Genomic DNA, 17,677 nt, shown 5'->3' on the forward strand with positions numbered 1-17,677 from the left:
CGATCGGGGCCTTACAAGCGGATCAACCGCCCTTGCGCGCGCGGAAATCGAGCGCGATCGAATTCATGCAGTAACGCAGCCCGGTCGGCGGCGGCCCGTCGGGGAAGACATGGCCGAGATGGCTGTCGCACCGGGCACACCGCGTCTCGGTCCGGCGCATGCCGTGGCTGTCGTCGCTATGGTCGGACACGCGCCCTTCCTCGATTGGCTGGGTGAAGCTCGGCCATCCCGATCCCGATTCGAACTTGTCGGCCGAATCGAACAGCTCGTTGCCGCAGGCGGCACAGCGATACACCCCGTCGACCTTGTTGTCGTTCAGCGCGCCTGCGAACGCGCGTTCGGTGCCCGCCTCGCGCAGCACATGGTACTGCTCGGGGGTGAGCTTCTTGCGCCATTCGGATTCGGAAAGGTTGATCTGGTCCATGGCCTAGATTTCGGGTGGGGAAGGGGGCTCGTCAAGGTCGTACGCAATCATGCGCCGATCCGGGTCGCCCGCGCGATCACCTGGATCAACCAGGGCCGTGCGAAAAGCAGCGCCGCCGGTGCGCCTCGCGATTCGACGATCTGTCGCATCGCGCCCGCCACCGCCATCGGCTGCCGCAGCCGCGCCGCGAACCCGTCCTGCCACCCGGCCGCCGCCGCCGCCCCACCGCGGCGATACGCCTCGGCCGCGGCGATCCCGCTCGCCAGCGCGATGCCCATGCCTTCGCCCGCCAGCGACGGGATCACCCCCGCCTGATCGCCGAGCCGGAACAGGTCGCGCACGCCATGCCGCGCGCGCCAGCCGTAAGGGACGTTGGCGATCGCCTCGACCGGCGCACCATCGCTTCGTGCCATCCGCTCCCCGAGCGCAGGATTCGCCGCGCCCAGTTGCGCGAGCAGCGCCGCGGGCCCGTCGCTCGCCTTGAATCGCGATTCGTGCACCGCGAGACATAGATTGGCCGATCCGTCCTCCTGCAACGCCAGCCCGGCATAGCCGCCGTCGAACAGGTGCAGCTCGATCTGCCCGGTGAGCGCGCGGTCGAGCGCGGGGGAGGGGGCCAGCCGCATCCGCAGTCCCAGCGTCGGATCGACCCCGCGCGCGTCCGCCGGCCGCGCCAGCCCGCGGACGTCGCGTTTGCCGCTTGCCAGGAACAGCGCCGCCGCGTCGATCTCGGCGCCGTCGGCGGTGCGCGCGACGAGCCCCTCGATGCCGCGAATGGTAACGCCGCGCTCGACGACGGCGCCGACCCGCTCGGCCTGCGCCAGCAACATCGCGTCGAGCTTGCGCCGCGACACCGATCGCGCCGGCTTCGGCAGCGCGGACTCGGCACTGCGCCCGCGCGCGAACAGCCGGACCGACGTGACCGGCACCCGATTGACGGCATCGGCCTCGATCCCGAGCGTCGCCAGCGCCTCCAGCGTCCGCCAGCTCAGGAACCCGCCGCACAGCGCGTCGCCGGTGGTCGTCTGCCGTTCCACGAGCAGATGCGGCAGCCCGGCGCGGGCGAGGCCGATCGCGGCCGCCGCCCCCGCCAGCCCGCCGCCGACGATCAGCGCCGGCGTTCGACGCATAGCCGGAACGGAAAGGCGCGGAACACGCGGGCCTTCTCGACCCCCGCCTCGCGCAGGATCGGCAGCCATTCGTCGGGGCGATAGCTGCGTGCGATCGACAGCGTGCCGTCGTGGCAGACCATCTCGTGCCACCCCGCTAGCCGTGCCAGCAGCGGGAAGCCACGATGCGCGACGGCATGGCGATGCAGGTCGTTGACGAACCAGCCCCGCGTCGCGGTCGCCTCCATGAAGCGCAGGAACGCGACCAGCTGGTCGTGGGTCATGTGATGCGCGACCAGGCTGCTGACGACGACCGACCAGGGTTCCCCCGCCAGATCTTCGTAGTCGCCGGTGACGTAGCGGATCGGCATCCCCACCGGGGTATGCGCCCGCGCCGCGAGCTCACTGCGCGGGTTCAGATCGACCCCGACCAGCTCGGCATCGACCCCTTTGGTCGCCGCCCAGCGTGCGATCCGCCTTAGCATGTCGCCGTCGCCGAACCCGACGTCGAGCAACCGCAATGGCGCGCCACGCTCGGCCACCCGGTCGAGAAAGGCGAGCGTCGGCCGCGCTGCCATTGTCATAACGTTGACGCGCGCCAAATCGCCGACCACCGCGGCATAGGTTTCCGCCGACAGATCGTCGGCGTCCATCCATTCCTCTTCCTGCGCGCGCACCGCCAGCGTCATGATGGCGGTCCGAACGCGAAGCCTTCCGCCGCCAGTCCCGGCCCGAACGCCAGCGCGACCCCGCTGCGCCCCGAGCCCCGCGCGATCTCGCGCTCCAGCACGAACATCAGCGTCGACGACGACATGTTGCCGTTGTCCGCCAGCACCGCACGCGACGCGGCGAGTGCGTCGTAGGGCAGGGCAAGCGCCGTTGCCACCGCGTCGAGGATCGATCGCCCTCCCGCATGCACCGCCCAGTCGAGCTCGGCCGCGGCCCGGCCCCCGGTCAGCGTCGCGACGAAGGCTGGATCCGCGAGCGCGGCCGCGATCCGCCCCGGCACCGCGCCCGACAAATGCATCGCGAAGCCCTGGTCGGTGATGGTCCAGCGGATCAGGTCGGCGCTGTCGGGCAGTGCCGCGGCGAACGGCTGCCCGATCTCGACCCCGCCCGGCTCGGCGGTGACCAGCGCCGCCGCGGCGCCGTCGCCGAACTGGAGCATCGCCAGCAGCGGTTCGAGCGCGGTCTCGTCGCGCAGGTGCAGCGTCGACAGCTCCACCGTCACCACCAGCACGCGCGCCGCCGGGTCCGATCGCACGATGTGCCGCGCGCTCCGCAGCGCCGCCACCGCGGCGTAGCAGCCCATGAACCCGACCAGCAGCCGCTCGACCGCGGGCGACAGCCCCATCCGCGCGGCGACGATCTGGTCGATCCCCGGCGCGACGAATCCGGTGCAGCTCGCCACCACCAGATGCGTGATCGCGCCGAGATCGGTTTTCGCCGCCAGCCGATCGATCGCGGCGATCGCCAGCGCCGGCGCTGCTTCGGCATAGATCGTCATCCGCGCCGCGGTGCCCGGGAAACCATCGCCGTAGAACCCGTCGGGCGCGACCGGCGATCCCCCCGCCGCGGTCATCGGCAGCACCGACCAGCGATGCCCGATGCCCGCACGCTTCGCCATCCGCGCGAACACCGCCTGCGCCGCCGGCTCGACGCGCGCCTGCGCCCAGCCGATGAAGGCGTCGTGGATGTCGTGGTCGGGAACCGCGGTGGCGACGGCATTGAGATAGGTGGGACGGTAAGCGGGCACCCGGATCCTTTCGGCGCAGACCGCAGCAACGCGCGACCCTATGCTTTGGGTGCGCCGTCCGCCTGCGTACCGCAAGCGTCACCGCTTCTTGCCCGGCAACTAGAGAGTGGCGGTTCGGCTGCTTTCGCGACCATCGCCAACCGTTTGCCGATCACCGCAATCGCTACTGATTGCTATGCTTGCGAACGATAGACTACCAATCTTTACTTGTATTGGCGCGGCGCCGGTGCCACGCCATTCGGGCTACACGGTTCGGGGGCGACAAGTTTGGCAGACGAATCCATCGTCGGGTTGGTCAAGGACCTTACCACCCGGCTATCGACCATCGCAGCGGAGTTCGGTGAACGTGCCGACCGCTATACGGCCGGCGCCACCGCGCCCGAAGGACAGCGTCGGCGCAGCCCGACCGAGGTCGCGCGCCGTCTGCTTGCCCAGCGCGCCGCACGGCTCGATCACTTCCCCGCGGAATTGTTCCACGAACCAGCGTGGGACATGCTGCTGGCGCTCTATGTCGCCAGCGAAGAGCGCCAGACGATGAACGTGAAGACGCTGGTCGCCACCACTAGCGCGCCGGTCACCACCTCGCAGCGCTGGATCGATCACCTTCACAAGCTCAAGCTGATCGACCGCATCGTCGATCCGATGGACCGCCGCCGAGTCGAGATCTCGCTCAGCGACAGCGGCAATCGCGCGGTGATCGGCTATCTCGACCGGGTCAACGACTGACCGATTCGCACTGCCGGTCGACCGCGAAAACGCCACTCGACCCAGAACGGCGGTAATTCCATCCGCGATTTCGGCGCATTGGATCCCACCCGAATCGAGTTGATCCTGCCGCAAACGGCACCTTGGCCGAGGGCTGATCCGCATCCGCAGATCAGCCGAGAATGGTTCTAATCCCGTCGCGATCGCGGAAAGAACCGAATCCGGCTGCGTAGCTTTTGCTTAAGTAGAAACAGCGATTTTTCCCCTGATCTCATGATCGGGGAATGAACAGTGACGGGTTTCGGGAATAGCGACGGCAGCAAGAAGGGCAGGGGTGCCATGCGCCTCGTCCTGTCGTGCGCCGCGCTGTTTTCCGCCATCGGCACCGCGCAGGCGCAGGTCGCCGCCGGCACCGTCATCACCAACGTCGCCAACCTCCAGGTCCCCGGCGCCAATGGCGGCGAACAGACGATCGCCTCCAATCCCGCCACGCTCACCGTCGGCGAGATCCTGGACGTCGCGCTGGTCCGCAGCAACGGCGCGACCGGCGCGGTCGCCGCCGATGCGGGCAGTGTCGCGGCGGTCACCCTCACCAATCGCGGCAACGGCAGCGAAGCCTTCGTCGTCGTCGCGTCGCCGGCCGATACCTCGGTCCGTGTCCGCCTGATCGCGATCGACGTCGATGGCGACGGCCGGTTCGATCCGCAGCGCGATTCCGTACTCGGCGACGATCGCCTGACCCCGCCGGTCGCGCCCGGCGCGACGCTCGCGCTGCTGGTGGTACTCGATTCCGCCGGCACCGCTGCGGTCGATACCGCGTTGATGGTCACCGCCACCGCCGCGACCGGGTCGGGCGCCGCGGGCACCGTCTATCCGGGCCGCGGCGACGGCGGCGGCGACGCGATCGTCGGCAGCACCGGCGCCACCGCGCGTCTTTCGATCCCCGTCGCCGGCACGCCCACCGCAGCCCCCCGCTTCGAAAAGACCCAGAGCGTCCGCGCGCCCGACGGCTCGACCGCGGCGGTACGCGGCTCGATCGTCACCTACACCCTGGCCGCGACCTTCACCGGCGCGATCACCGGTGCGCGCATCCACGACGGCGTGCCCGCCGGCACCACCTATGTCGCGGGCAGCCTCCGCCTCGACGGTGCCACGCTCTCCGATACCGCCGATGCCGATGCCGGCGGCTTCGATGCCGGCGCGATCGACGTCGCGCTCGGCGATGTTCCCGCCGCGGCGCGCCGCACCGTCACGTTCCAGGTAAAGATCCAATGAGGAAGTCGCCGATGGCCATTCTCCGCACCGCCCTGTTCGCCCTGCTCGCGCTCGCCGGTGCGACGCCCGCGCTCGCCGATCCGCTGTCGGTCACCAGCCGCATGCTGGTCGAGCGCCGCGTGATCGCCGCCGACGGCACCGCCTCGGTCGAACTGGTTGCCCCCGCCAAGGTCGTTCCCGGCGACCGGGTGACGATCGCGCTCGCCTATCGCAACACCGGCACCGCACCGATCGCGGACCTGGTGCTCGCCAATCCGGTGCCGAAGGGCATCGTCTTCCGCGGCCCCGCGCCCGGCGGCCCGATCCCTGAAATGACCGTCGACGGCCGCAATTGGGGCGCGCTGCCGACCCTGGTCGTCGCGCTGCCGACCGGCGTTACCCGCGCCGCCACCGCCGCCGACGTCGTTGCGGTCCGCTGGCGGCTCGCCAGGCCGATCGCGCCCGGCGCGCACGGCGACCTGTCGTTCCAGGCGGTGCTCAAGTGATCCGTTTCCCCTTCAAGACCCAGCGAGAGGTTCGTTCCATGTCCGAAGTCCGCACCCGCCACATCCTCCTGGCCGGCGTCGCCGCCGTCGCCGCGGGGGGCACCGCCAACGCCCAGTCGACCCCGGCGGGCACCACCATCACCAACACCGCGCAGGCGAGCTATTCGGTCAACGGCACGCCGCAGACCGCGACCTCGAACACCGCGACCTTCCTGGTCGATCGCAAGGTCAACCTGACGGTGATCAACAACGCCGCCGCCAACACCTCGGTCAATCTCGGCCAGTCCGCCGCGGTGCTGTCGTTCAAGGTGACCAACAACACCAACGGGACGCAGGATTTCCTGCTCAACCCGAACCAGTCGCTGCTCGCGGGCATCCTCAGCGGCACCGACAATTTCGATGCGTCGAACGTCCATGTCTATGTCGATGCCAACGGCAACGGCACCTACGAAGCCGGCACCGACACCGCGACCTATGTCGACGAGCTCGCCGCGGACGCCAGCGCCACCGTGTTCATCGTCGGCGACGTCACCACGAACGCGAGCGCAAATCTGGCGCAGCTCGGGCTCGAGGTGACCGTCGCCGCGGGCGGCGTGGCCGGCGCGCAGGGCGCGGCGCTGATCCCGACGCTGTTGTCGAACCCCAATTCGGACACCGACGTCGACATCGTCTTCGCCGATTCCGACAATGACGGCATCGGCTTCGACATCGCGCGCAACGGCAAGGCTTGGGCGTACGGCGCCTACGAGATCACCAACCGCAACGTCGCGCTCAGCGTCGTGAAGAGCGCCACGGTCGTCTCCGACGGCGTCAACACGCTCGATCCGAAGGCGATTCCCGGCGCCGTCGTCCGCTATTGCCTCACCGTGCGCAACGCGACCCCGCTGACCGCAGCGACCGACGTCGTGCTGACCGACGTGATCCCGGCAGGCACCACCTACGTCGCCGGCTCGATCAACATCGGCCTGGCCGGCACCGGGCTCGCCTGCGTGCTGCTCGGCACCAACATCGCCGACGATGGCTCGTCGACCGGGGTCTATACGGGCTCGTTCAACGCCGGCAGCAAGACCGTCATCGCGCGGATCCCGACCGTCCCCGGCAACACCGCCGCGGCCGCGAGCTTCAACGTCACGATCAACTAAATCCATCGAGCCCGAAGGGAGAGACCCAGCGCCGGCGCGGCTGATCGCCGTCCGGCGTGCCGTCGACATGCGTGCGTCACGTATCTTGAAGCACCTCGGTGCGGTCCTGATCGGGCCTTTGATCGGGCTGGGCAGCTGCGTGGCTGTCCAGGCGCAGACGCGTATCGAAAACACCGCGACCCTGGTCTATCGCAGCGGCGGCGCCGATCGCGTGCTGCCGTCCAATTCGGTCGCCCTCGACGTCGCGGTGACGAAGCGACCCACCTCGCTCCATTTCCGCCTGCTGCCGCCCGGCATGGTGCTGGACGGCATGGCCTGCAGCAAGGATCCGCTCGCCTTCACGCCGGCGCCGATCAGCGCCGCGCAGCTCGCCGCGGCGGCGCCGCTCGCCACGCTCGACATCGATCAGCCGCTGATCATGGTCCTCGACGCGCCGGGCAGCAACCGCGACCCCGCGGTGCGCGAATCCGCGAACATCGATGTCGATGCCGGTCCCGTCCACAGCACCATCGCGCTGCGGGAAACCGGGGTCGATACCGGGATCTTCGCCGGCGGCGTGCCCCAAAGCGGCAGCCACCCCGAACTCGCCGAGTGCGACTTGACGCTGCACCGCGGCTCGGGCCTCCGGATCAGCTTCCGCGAGGATCCGTGGAGCCTCGCCTCCAGCTATGCGACGCTGATCGATCCCGCGGGCTATGTGTTCGACTCGACCACCGCGGCGCTGATCGACGGCGCCACGGTGTCGATGGTCGACGCCGCGGGCAATCCTGCGGTGGTGTTCGGCGACGACGGCGTCAGCCGCTACCCCTCGACGATGATCAGCGGGCGGTCGGTCACCGACGCCAGCGGGCGGGTCTACCCCGCGCAGCGCGGCCGCTACCGCTTTCCGCTCGCGGCGCCCGGCACCTATCATCTGGTGATCGTGCCCCCCGCCGACTACACCGCGCCCTCGATCGTCCCGCGCGAGACGATCGCACTGCTGAAGGACCCGCGCGGCCAGCCCTTCATCGTCAACGACGCCAGCTATGGCGGCCCGCTGGTGCTCGCCGGCGTCGAGCCGTTCTTTTCGGACATCCCGCTCGATCGGCATCCGAACACCTCGCTGCTGCTCACCAAGACCGCGTCGGTGCGCGATGCTTCGCCGGGCGATTTCATCCAGTACCGGCTCCAGCTCACCAACCGCGGCACCACCGCGGCGCGCGACCTGCATCTGTTCGACACGCTGCCGCCCGGCCTCCGCTATGAATCCGGATCGACCCGCGGTGCGGCGGAGGCGACCGTCACCAGCGACGGGCGCGATCTCGATTTTCTCATCCCCGCGCTCGATCCCGGTGCCAGCGCCGAAGTTCGCTACATCGTCTCGGTCAGCCCCGGCGCCCCCGCGGGCGAAGCGCTCAACCGCGTCCGGCTGATCGGCGGCGCCAGCTCGTCGAACGACGCCGCCGCCTCGGTCCGGCTGCGGCCCTTGCTGTTCACCGACGCGATGACCGTGATCGGCCGCGTCTCGCAGGGCGATTGCGGCCAGCCCTCGGCCCGGCGCAAGGGTGTCGCCGGGGTCCGCATCCTGCTCGAAGACGGCACCTTCGTCGTCACCGACCGCGACGGCCTCTACCATCTGGAGGGGATCCGCGCCGGGCGTCACGTCGTCCAGCTCGACACCACCACGCTGGCGCCCGGCCAGCAGCCGGTCGCCTGCGACCGCGACACCCGCCAGGCCGGCAGCGCGATCTCGCGCTTTGTCGAAGGCGTGGGCGGCATCGTCAAGCGCGTCGACTTCCAGCTTCGCGACGGCCCCGTGGTGGCGGCACCGCGTGACGATGCGACCGTGTCGGTGGTCGACGACGCCACCGCCGCGGGCAATCGCGACTGGCTGGCAGGCCAGACTCCCGGCGTCGACTGGGTGTTCCCCGCCGCCGATCACAACCCGCGTGCGCCGGTGCTGCGCGTCGTCGTCAAACATCTGCCCGGCCAGCGCGTTGCCCTGACCGTCAACGGCCGCGCCACCGACGTGCTCGCCTTCGACGGCACCGATTTCACCCCCGGCGGTCCGGTCGCGGTGTCGAAATGGACCGGCCTGCCGCTGGTCGCGGGCGACAACCGGCTGCAGGCGCGGATCGTCGGCGACGACGGTACGGTGGTGACCACGCTCGATCGCACCGTCCACTATGCCGGCGCGCCGGTCCATGCCGCCTTCGACGCGGCGCATAGCCGCCTCGTCGCCGACGGCGTGCTGCGCCCGCTGATCGCGGTCCGCGTCACCGATGCCGCCGGTCGCCCGGTTCGCGCCGGCACGCCGATCACCTTTGCGGTCGACCAGCCCTATGCCGCCGCACGCGACGACGATGCCGCCTATGCCCGCCAGCCGAGCGCGACTGCGGGCACCGCGCGGGTGATCGGCGACGACGGCTACGCGCTGCTCGCGCTGCAGCCCACCACCCAGGCGGGCGCGGTACAGGCGGTCGTCGGTCTGGCCGACGATCGTCAGGTCCGCACCACCAGGATCCGCACCTGGCTCGCCGCCGCCGCCAAGCAATGGGTCGTGGTCGGCTTCGGCGCGGGCACCGTCGGTTACGACACGCTGCGCCGCCACAGCAGCGCGCTTCCGGTGGCGCAGCGCGGCAAGGTCGTCACCGACGGCCAGCTCGCGGTCTATGCCAAGGGGCGGGTAAAGGGCTCCTGGCTGCTGACGATCGCCTATGACAGCGATCGCCACTACGACGCCGATCGCGGGCTGCTCGGCACGATCGATCCCGATCGCTACTACACCGTCTATGGCGACGGCACCCAGCAGGGCTACGACGCCGCTACCTATCGCAAGCTCTACCTGCGCCTCGAACGCCGCGACGCCTATGCGCTGTTCGGCGATTTCGAGACCGGCTTCACCGACACCCAGCTCGCGCGCTACAGCCGCACGCTGAACGGCGTGAAGGCGGCGTACGAGGGCGATCATCTCCGCGTCGGCGGCTTTGCGGCCAAGACCCGCACGCTCTATTCGCGCGACGAGATCCAGGGCAACGGCCTGTCCGGCCCGTACCGGCTGTCGGCACGCGGCATCGTCCCCAACAGCGACAAGCTGCGCATCGAGGTCCGCGATCGCTTCCGCGCCGAACGCATCGTCTCGTCGACCGCGCTGACCCGCCACATCGACTACGACATCGACACGCTGGCAGGCACGATCCGCTTCCGCGAACCGGTCCTCACCCGCGACGCCGCGCTCAATCCGGTCTTCATCGTCGCCGATTACGAGGTCGAGGGCGGCCGCAGCGAAAAGCTCGCCGCCGCCGCACGCGTCGTTGCCACCGCCGGCGCGATCGAGGTCGGTGCCAGCGTGATCCGCGACGAGGCCGCGGGCGCCGCCACCCTCGCCGCCGCCGACCTGAAGGCGCGCCTCGGCGCCGCCACCATCCTGCGCGCCGAAGTCGCCGGCGGCGGCCGTGCGGGCTTGCGCCACGGTCGCGCCTTCCTCGCCGAGATCGAGCATCACGGCGGCGGCATCGACGTCCTCGCCTATGCCCGCCAGCAGGACTCGGGCTACGGGCTCGGCCAGCAGAATCTGGTCGAGGCGGGCACCCGCAAGATCGGCTTCGACGCGCGCGCCGCGATCACCGATCGCCTAAGTCTTTCCGCCACCGCCTGGTATCAGGACCAGCTCGACGGCGCCGGCCGCCGCAGCGCCGTCGACGCGCGGCTCGACTATCGCACTCCCGGCGGCACCGTCTTCCTCGGCGCGCAGATGGTCGCCGATCGCGGCCTGGACGGCGGCGATCGCGATTCAAGGCTGATCACGATCGGCGGCAGCAAGACGCTGTTCGGCGGCACGCTTTCGCTCACCGCGCAGACCCAGGTCGCCCCCGGCGGCGATAAGGCGTCGGTCGACTTCCCGGTACGCCACCAGATCACCGCCGCGTGGCGGGTACGCCCCGGCATCCGCCTGCTCGGCGGCTACGAGATCGCCGACGGCAAGGATTACGCCGCCGATACCGCGCAGCTCGGCTTCGACGTCGCGCCCTGGGCCGGCGCCAAGCTGATGAGCACGCTCAACCAGCAGGCGATCGGCGAGAACGCCGCGCGCACCTATGCGCAATACGGCCTCAGCCAGTCGCTCCCGATCGGCAAGCATTGGACGATCGACGCGACCCTGGACGCCAGCGACACCGTCCGCGGCGGCATCGCGCCGGGCGCGGTCGTCAACGCCTTCCAGCCGGTGGCTTCGGGCGGCTTCCTCGGCAGCGACCAGACCAATGGCGACTACGCCGCCGCGACGCTCGGTGCCGCCTACCGCGAGGCGCGCTGGACCTGGAACGGCCGCCTCGAATATCGCGACGGCCACGCGCAGGACCGGATCGGCATCACCAGCAACATCCTGCGCACGCTGGGCGAGGGGCGCACGATCGCCTCGGGCCTGCGGGTCTACCGGATCGAGGACGCCGCCGGCCATGTCGCGAGCTTCGCGGCGGCCGATATCGCGCTCGCCTGGCGTCCGATCGACAGCGACTGGTCGGTGCTCGAACGCCTCGAATACCGGCAGGAGCGTGCCGATCGCGGCTATACCGACGGCAACCCGCTCGGCGTCGGCACCATCGCGGACGGCCAGCAGGTCACCACCCGCGTGATCAACAACCTCGCGATCAACTATCGCACCGGCGACGAGGGCGCCCCGCACCGCACCGAAGCCAGCGTCTACCACGGCAGCAAATATGTTCGTGGCCGGTTCGCGGACGAACGCTTCGACGGGTTCATCGACGTCACCGGCTTCGACCTGCGCCGCGATCTCGGCCGCCGCGTCGACATCGGCATCGCCGGCTCGGTCCAGCACGCCTGGGATCGCGGCATCTGGTCGTGGAGCGGCGGTCCCTCGGTCGGCGTCTCGCCCGCCGGCAATATCTGGATCACCGCGGGCTACAACGTCTCCGGATACCGGGACCGCGATTTCGAAGACGACCGCTACACCCGCAAGGGCCCCTACGTGACGATGCGCATGAAGGTCGACCAGCACACCCTGGGCGACGCGGCACGGGCGGTATTCGGGCGGCGCTGAAATCCTCCCCCTGCAAGGGGAGGAATGCAGTCGGGAGCACAAGCGAGCGCTACCCCACGTCACCCAGAAACGGCGCGGCTACTTCCGGCCGAATCCGCAACAGCCGCCCCGTCGCGCGGTCGATCAGCGCCCAGGTCGTCACCGCCTCGACCTTCACCTTCCCGTCGGCGGCGCCCAGGAACCGCACCTTGCGGTCGAACCGCGCGCCCTGGGGCGGGGTGTCGACCCAGGTCTCCGCGGTCACCGTCTCGCCCGCCACGACGTTGCCGCGATAGTCGATCTCGTGCCGGGTCACGACCCACACGTAGGCCGCACGGTGCGCAGCCGGCGCCACCGCGTCCCAATGCGCGGTGGCCATGTCCTGGATCCACCGCACCCACACCGCATTGTTGACGTGGCCGAGCTCGTCGATGTCCGCCGCCGCCGCGGTGATCGTCCGCGTGAAGCGCCCGTTCATCGGATCCTCCGCCGCCGCCACCACCGGAACCCGCCGAACGCCAGCCCCAGCACCGTCGCCGCCAGCACCACCCACAGCCACTGCCGGCCATGCGGCCGATAGCGCCCGAACAGCTCGGCGATACCGGTCCCGAACACATAGCCCAGGCTGGTGAACAGCACGCTCCACGTCACCGCCGCCACCGCGTTGATCGCGACGAAGGTGCGGAACGGCACATGGCTCGTCCCGATCGCCACCGGGCTCACCGTCCGCAACCCGTAGAGGAACCGGAACGCGAAGATGAACCCGGTCGGATACCGCTCCAGCGTCTGCAACGCCTTGGCGAACGCCGGCTTGGCCTGCGCCCGCACCACCCAGCGATGCCCGCGGAACCGCCGCCCCGCCGCGAACAGCGCCTGGTCCGCCATGAACGATCCCACCGCGGCCGCGATCATCGTGCCCGGCAGCGACAGCATGCCCTCATGCGCGAACAACCCGCCCGCGAGCACCATCGTCTCGCCCTCGACGCCCGCGCCCAGGAACACCGCGGCCAGCCCGTATCGGGCGATGAGCGCCTCGATGCTCAGCCTTCGACCCCCATTTGCCACAGCACGAACGCATGCTCCTCGGCCGCCTCGCGCAGGCTCTCGAACCGTCCCGATTTGCCGCCGTGGCCGGCGCCCATGTTGGTCTTCAGCAGCAGCAGATTGTCGTCGGTCTTCACGTGGCGCAGCTTGGCCGCCCATTTCGCGGGTTCCCAATAGGTCACCCGCGGATCGTTGAGCCCGCCCGAGATGAACATCGGCGGATAGGCCTGTGCGCGGACATTGTCGTACGGGCTGTACGACCGGATCAGCGCGAACGCCGCCGCGTCCTCGATCGGATTGCCCCATTCGGGCCATTCCCCCGGCGTCAGCGGCAGGTCCGCGTCGAGCATCGTGTTGAGCACGTCGACGAACGGCACGTCCGCGATCACCGCGCCCCACAAGTCGGGATCGGAATTGACCACCGCCCCCATCAGCTCGCCGCCTGCCGACCGCCCCGCGATCGCGATCCGCCCCTCGCTGGTCCAGCCGCCCGCGATCAGCCCGCGCGCGACGTCGACGAAGTCGTTGAAGGTGTTGGCGCGCTTTTCCAGCTTGCCGTCCAGATACCATTGCTGGCCCAGATCGTCGCCGCCGCGGATATGTGCGATCGCATAGGCGAAGCCGCGGTCGAGCAGGCTCAGCCGCCCGGTCGAGAAGCCCGGCGGGATCGCATAGCCATAGGCACCATAGGCGTAGAGGAACAAGGGCTGCGACCCGTCGCGCTCGAAGTCGTGCGGGTAGACGATCGACACCGGCACCTCGGTCCCGTCGCGCGCCGCGATCTTCAGCCGCTCGGTCCGGTACTTGCCCGCATCGTAGCCCGACGGGATCTCCTGCACCTTCAGCTCGGTGAGCGCGCCGCTCGCCACGTCATAGTCGTACACCGTCCCCGGCGTGACCATCGATTCATAGCCGAGCCGCAGCACCTGCTGGTCGTATTCGGGATTGTCGCCCAGCCCGGCATCGTAGCTCGCCTCGGGGAACGGGATCCGCACCCCCTCGGTCGGCGTCGCGTAGCGGTGGATCGCGATCTGATCGAGCCCGTCCTCGCGCCCCTCGACCACGAAGAAGTCGCGATAGCATTCGACCCCGGTCATGTAGAAATCGGGGCTGGACCCGATCAGCTCGTGCCACTCGTCCGGCGCCGCCAGGCTGGCGGTGCACAGCCGCCACATCGGATCGACGTCGTTGGTGTGGATGAACAGCGTGTCGTCGTGCATCTCGACGTCGTATTCGCGGCCCTCCTTGCGCGGTGCGACCAGGATCGGCTCGGCGAACGGATCGTCGGCGGGGTAGAGCCGGACCTCGCTGGTGTCGTGGCTGCTCGTCACAAGCGCGATCCAGCGCCGGTCGCCGCTCTGCTCGACCCCGACCGAAAAGCTGGCGTCTTCCTCGTAATAGAGCTGCACGTCGGTCGCCGGATCGCTGCCCAGCCGGTGGAAGCGGATCGTCCGCGTCCGCCACTGATCGTCGGTCACGCCGTACAGGATGCCGGTGCCGTCGCGGGTGAACACGATGTTCCCGATCGTCCCCTCGATCGACGTCTCGCCCCATTTCCCGGAGGCGCCCGCGATCACCTCGGAGAGATCCTCCGCGCCCGTCAGGCTCTTGAAGCGGATCGTGTAGCGCTCCGATCCGCTGTCGTCGGTCGAATAGGCCATGATCCGGCCGTCGTCGCTGATCGTGATCGCGCCCAGCCGGAAATACTCATGCCCCTCCGCCAGTGCCGGCTCGTCGAGCAACAGCTCGTCCGCGCCCCCCGACATCGGCTTGCGCCACCATTTGCGATACTGCCCCCCGGTCTCGAACGCGGTCCAGTACAGCCAGTCGCCGTCCTTCTGCGGCACCGAGGATTCGTCCTCCTTGATGCGCGCCTTCATCTCTTCGTACAGCCGGTCGATCAGCGGCGTGTGCGGCGCCATCGCCGCCTCGAAATACGCGTTCTCTTCCTCAAGATACGCGAGCACGTCCGCGTCGGTGACCTCGGGATAGGACGGGTCCTTCAGCCACGCCCACGGATCCTCGATGGTGGTGCCGTGCAGGGTGAAGCTGTGGGGCCGCTGCGCGGCGACAGGTGGCATCGAATGAGTCATCGCCGCCCCATAGCCGAGCGCCGGACCATGTCGAAGGCAAGAAGGGCGAAACACATCACGCTACCTACTCACCAGCGCTCGCAACCCTACGTTACCACCCCGGCGAAGGCCGGGGCCCAGGTGGAAGGCGGCAATAATGAAGCGCCGTTCGCCCCCACAATCGCCTCCTGCCTGGGCCCCGGCCTCCGCCGGGGAGGATAAGGCGCCGTTCGCCACCCATGTGTCCCCGCGAAGGCGGGGACCCAGTACTGGGCTCCCGCCTTCGCGGGAGCACGGCCGAAGACGCAGCGACCCACCCCATCTTCGTCACCCCGGACCTGATCCGGGGTCCCGCTTTTGCAGTGATCACAACGGCCTGTGCTTCTGCGGCTCGGCGGGACCCCGGATCAGGTCTGGGGTGACGGGAAGGGTGCTGCAGGGATACCGTCTCTGCGGGAGCACAAAGGTGAGCATTCCCCGACCCCGAAGGCCTTTCCTACACGCACCAACCCTGCCACCCTCATGCGCCGCCCACGACACGCAACCTATCCACCCTCACGCACGCATAGGGTGCGACTCTTGTGACTTTTCATTCGCCGAACCACGCAACCAACCTTCAACTTATTCAACATTCGCGCCTCCGAAAGAACCATCGATGTCCCCGTACCCCGCCCGTCTCGCCGCCCTCCGCGCCCATCTCGCCTCGGCCGGGCTCGACGGCTTCGTCGTTCCCCTGACCGACGAACACATGTCCGAATATGTCGGCAGCTATGCGCAGCGCCTCGCCTGGCTCACCGGGTTCCAGGGTTCGGCGGGCACCGCGGCGGTCCTCGCCGATACCGCCGCGATCTTCACCGACGGGCGCTACACGCTCCAGGTCCGCGAACAGGTCTCCGCCGACGACTGGGCCTATGTCCAGGTGCCCGACACCGATCCCGCTCTATGGCTCGCCGATCATGCGGCGGCAGGCGCGCGGATCGGCTACGACCCTTGGCTCCACCCCCGCGGCTGGGTCGCCGACACCGCAGCGGCGCTGGCTGACAAGGGCGCGACGCTGGTCGCGGTCGCCGCCAATCCGATCGACGCGATCTGGCACGATCGTCCGGCGCCGTCCGACGCCCGCCTCCTCGTCCACGGCAACGACGTTGCCGGCGCCTCGTCGGCCGGCAAGCGTGCCGACATCGGTGATTGGCTTACCGGCAAGGGCGCCGATGCGGTGATCCTCTCCGCGCTCGATTCGATCGCCTGGACCCTCAACATTCGCGGCGGCGACGTCGAGAACACCCCGGTCGCGCTCGCCTATGCGATCGTCCACGCGAACGGCGAGACCGACCTGTTCGTCGCCGAGGAGAAGATCGACGAGGCGGTCCGCCAGCATCTCGGCAATGCGGTGCGGATCCGGCCGCGCAACGATTTCGCCGCGACCCTGGCGACCTTCGCCGGTCGCCGCGTCGTCGCCGATCCCGAACGCGCGGTGGCCGCGATCTTCGACGCGCTCGAACATGGCGGCGCCACCGTGCTCGCGCTGCGCGATCCCGTCGTCCTCGCCAAGGCGATCAAGAACCCCGCGGAGATCGCCGGCCACCGCGCCGCCTCGGCACGCGACGGTGCCGCGCTGACCCGCTTCCTGCGCTGGGTGGAAATCGAATGCCCCAAGGGTGGGCAGACCGAACTTTCCGCCGCCGCCCAGCTGCTCGCGTTCCGCGAAGCGACCGGCCTGTTGCTCGACAGCAGCTTCGCGACGATCTCGGCGACCGGTGCGCACGGGGCCAGCCCGCATTACCGTGTCACCGATGAATCGAACGCACCGATCCTGCCCGGCCAGCTCTATCTGGTCGATTCGGGCGGGCAATATGCCGACGGCACCACCGACGTCACCCGCGTCGTGCCGATCGGCGATCCGACCGCGGAGATGCGCGATCGCTTCACCCGCGTGCTGAAGGGCCATATCGCGATCGCCACCGCGGTATTCCCCGACGGCACCGTCGGCGGTCAGATCGACGCCTTCGCCCGCCGCCCGCTCTGGGAAGCCGGCCTCGATTACGGCCATGGCACCGGCCACGGCGTCGGCGCCTATCTGTCGGTCCACGAAGGCCCGCAGCGGATCGCTCAGCCCAACTATCCCGGCGGCGCGGCGCTGGAACCGCTCCGTGCCGGCATGATGCTCTCGAACGAACCCGGCTATTACAAGGCGGGCGACTACGGCATCCGCATCGAGAATCTCGTGCTGATCGAGCCGCGCCATATCCCCGGCGGCGACCCCGACCGCGCGATGCTCGCCTTCGAAACGCTGACCTTCGCCCCGATCGACCGCACCCTGATCGACCCCGCGCTCCTCACTCCCGCCGAACGCGCCTGGCTGGACGCCTATCACGCCAGGGTCGTCGAGGTGATCGGCCCGCAACTGCACGACGAAGACCGGACCTGGCTGGTCGCGAAATGCGCCCCGCTCCCCTAATCCTCGTCGACGGCAGGCGTGGCCGGCAACTCGGGCCGCCCCCGCGCCTGCGCCTTGCGCCGCCGCAGATTTTCCCGAAGCGCGGCCGCAAGCCGCTCGGCCCGTTCGTCCTTGCCCGTCATGTTCATCGTCCTAAACCCCACGCGCGATCCTTGACAATCCGCCCCACCTCGTCTCTAGGCCCCCTTCC

General features: G+C 69.6%; 14 protein-coding genes. 6 read left to right on the forward strand and 8 right to left on the reverse strand.

Annotated features, from left to right (window positions below):
* Positions 1-22: 22 nt before the first annotated feature.
* The 4 genes from msrB to ACT009_RS11950 are packed head-to-tail and all read right to left on the reverse strand — an operon-like array spanning position 23 to position 3,289.
* Complete coding sequence (gene msrB / locus ACT009_RS11935; protein WP_445191297.1) at positions 23-424, reverse strand: peptide-methionine (R)-S-oxide reductase MsrB; 402 nt, start codon at positions 422-424, stop codon at positions 23-25.
* Positions 425-471: 47 nt separating this feature from the next.
* Positions 472-1,554 carry an NAD(P)/FAD-dependent oxidoreductase gene (locus tag ACT009_RS11940; protein WP_445191298.1) on the reverse strand — a complete coding sequence of 361 codons (1,083 nt, stop codon included), beginning with the start codon at positions 1,552-1,554 and terminating at the stop codon, positions 472-474.
* Positions 1,533-2,222, reverse strand: coding sequence for a methyltransferase domain-containing protein (locus tag ACT009_RS11945; protein ID WP_445191299.1), 690 nt, complete (start codon positions 2,220-2,222; stop codon positions 1,533-1,535). Before ACT009_RS11945 ends, ACT009_RS11940 begins: the two co-directional genes overlap by 22 nt.
* Positions 2,219-3,289: a type III polyketide synthase gene (locus ACT009_RS11950; protein WP_445191300.1), complete on the reverse strand. Its 1,071-nt coding sequence runs from the start codon at positions 3,287-3,289 to the stop codon at positions 2,219-2,221. The genes ACT009_RS11945 and ACT009_RS11950 overlap by 4 nt, the downstream gene beginning before the upstream one ends.
* Positions 3,290-3,556: 267 nt before the next feature.
* Between ACT009_RS11950 and ACT009_RS11955 the strand changes: the two genes are divergently transcribed.
* From ACT009_RS11955 to ACT009_RS11975, 5 genes are all read left to right on the forward strand, one after another.
* The gene (locus tag ACT009_RS11955) at positions 3,557-4,015 is read left to right on the forward strand and encodes a hypothetical protein (RefSeq protein WP_445191301.1); all 459 of its coding nucleotides are present in this window, start codon (positions 3,557-3,559) and stop codon (positions 4,013-4,015) included.
* A 318-nt stretch (positions 4,016-4,333) separates the two neighbouring features.
* A complete protein-coding gene (locus tag ACT009_RS11960; protein ID WP_445191302.1) occupies positions 4,334-5,269 on the forward strand; it encodes a hypothetical protein in 936 nt (311 codons plus the stop codon).
* Positions 5,270-5,280: 11 nt separating this feature from the next.
* Positions 5,281-5,754 (forward strand): hypothetical protein, encoded by a 474-nt coding sequence (locus tag ACT009_RS11965; RefSeq protein WP_445191303.1) that lies wholly within the window; start codon positions 5,281-5,283, stop codon positions 5,752-5,754.
* Positions 5,755-5,792: 38 nt separating this feature from the next.
* Positions 5,793-6,896: a hypothetical protein gene (locus tag ACT009_RS11970; RefSeq protein WP_445191304.1), complete on the forward strand. Its 1,104-nt coding sequence runs from the start codon at positions 5,793-5,795 to the stop codon at positions 6,894-6,896.
* A gap of 139 nt (positions 6,897-7,035) precedes the next feature.
* Entirely contained in the window at positions 7,036-11,934 is a 4,899-nt protein-coding gene (locus tag ACT009_RS11975) for a hypothetical protein (protein WP_445191305.1), read from the forward strand.
* Between the two features lie 49 nt (positions 11,935-11,983).
* Here ACT009_RS11975 and ACT009_RS11980 read toward each other — a convergent pair whose 3' ends face one another.
* The 3 genes from ACT009_RS11980 to ACT009_RS11990 are packed head-to-tail and all read right to left on the reverse strand — an operon-like array spanning position 11,984 to position 15,038.
* A complete protein-coding gene (locus tag ACT009_RS11980; protein WP_445191306.1) occupies positions 11,984-12,391 on the reverse strand; it encodes an acyl-CoA thioesterase in 408 nt (135 codons plus the stop codon).
* Positions 12,388-12,978, reverse strand: a complete 591-nt coding sequence (locus tag ACT009_RS11985; RefSeq protein WP_445191307.1) for a DedA family protein — start codon at positions 12,976-12,978, stop codon at positions 12,388-12,390. Before ACT009_RS11985 ends, ACT009_RS11980 begins: the two co-directional genes overlap by 4 nt.
* Positions 12,954-15,038, reverse strand: a complete 2,085-nt coding sequence (locus ACT009_RS11990; protein WP_445191308.1) for a S9 family peptidase — start codon at positions 15,036-15,038, stop codon at positions 12,954-12,956. Before ACT009_RS11990 ends, ACT009_RS11985 begins: the two co-directional genes overlap by 25 nt.
* 646 nt (positions 15,039-15,684) lie before the next feature.
* On the opposite strand from ACT009_RS11990, the gene ACT009_RS11995 reads away from it, so the two are divergent.
* Complete coding sequence (locus tag ACT009_RS11995) at positions 15,685-17,487, forward strand: aminopeptidase P family protein (RefSeq protein WP_445191309.1); 1,803 nt, start codon at positions 15,685-15,687, stop codon at positions 17,485-17,487.
* Here ACT009_RS11995 and ACT009_RS12000 read toward each other — a convergent pair.
* Positions 17,484-17,615: a hypothetical protein gene (locus ACT009_RS12000; RefSeq protein WP_445191310.1), complete on the reverse strand. Its 132-nt coding sequence runs from the start codon at positions 17,613-17,615 to the stop codon at positions 17,484-17,486. The two genes, ACT009_RS11995 and ACT009_RS12000, sit on opposite strands and share 4 nt — an antisense overlap.
* Positions 17,616-17,677: the final 62 nt, after the last annotated feature.

The organism is Sphingomonas sp. Tas61C01, assembly GCF_052567495.1.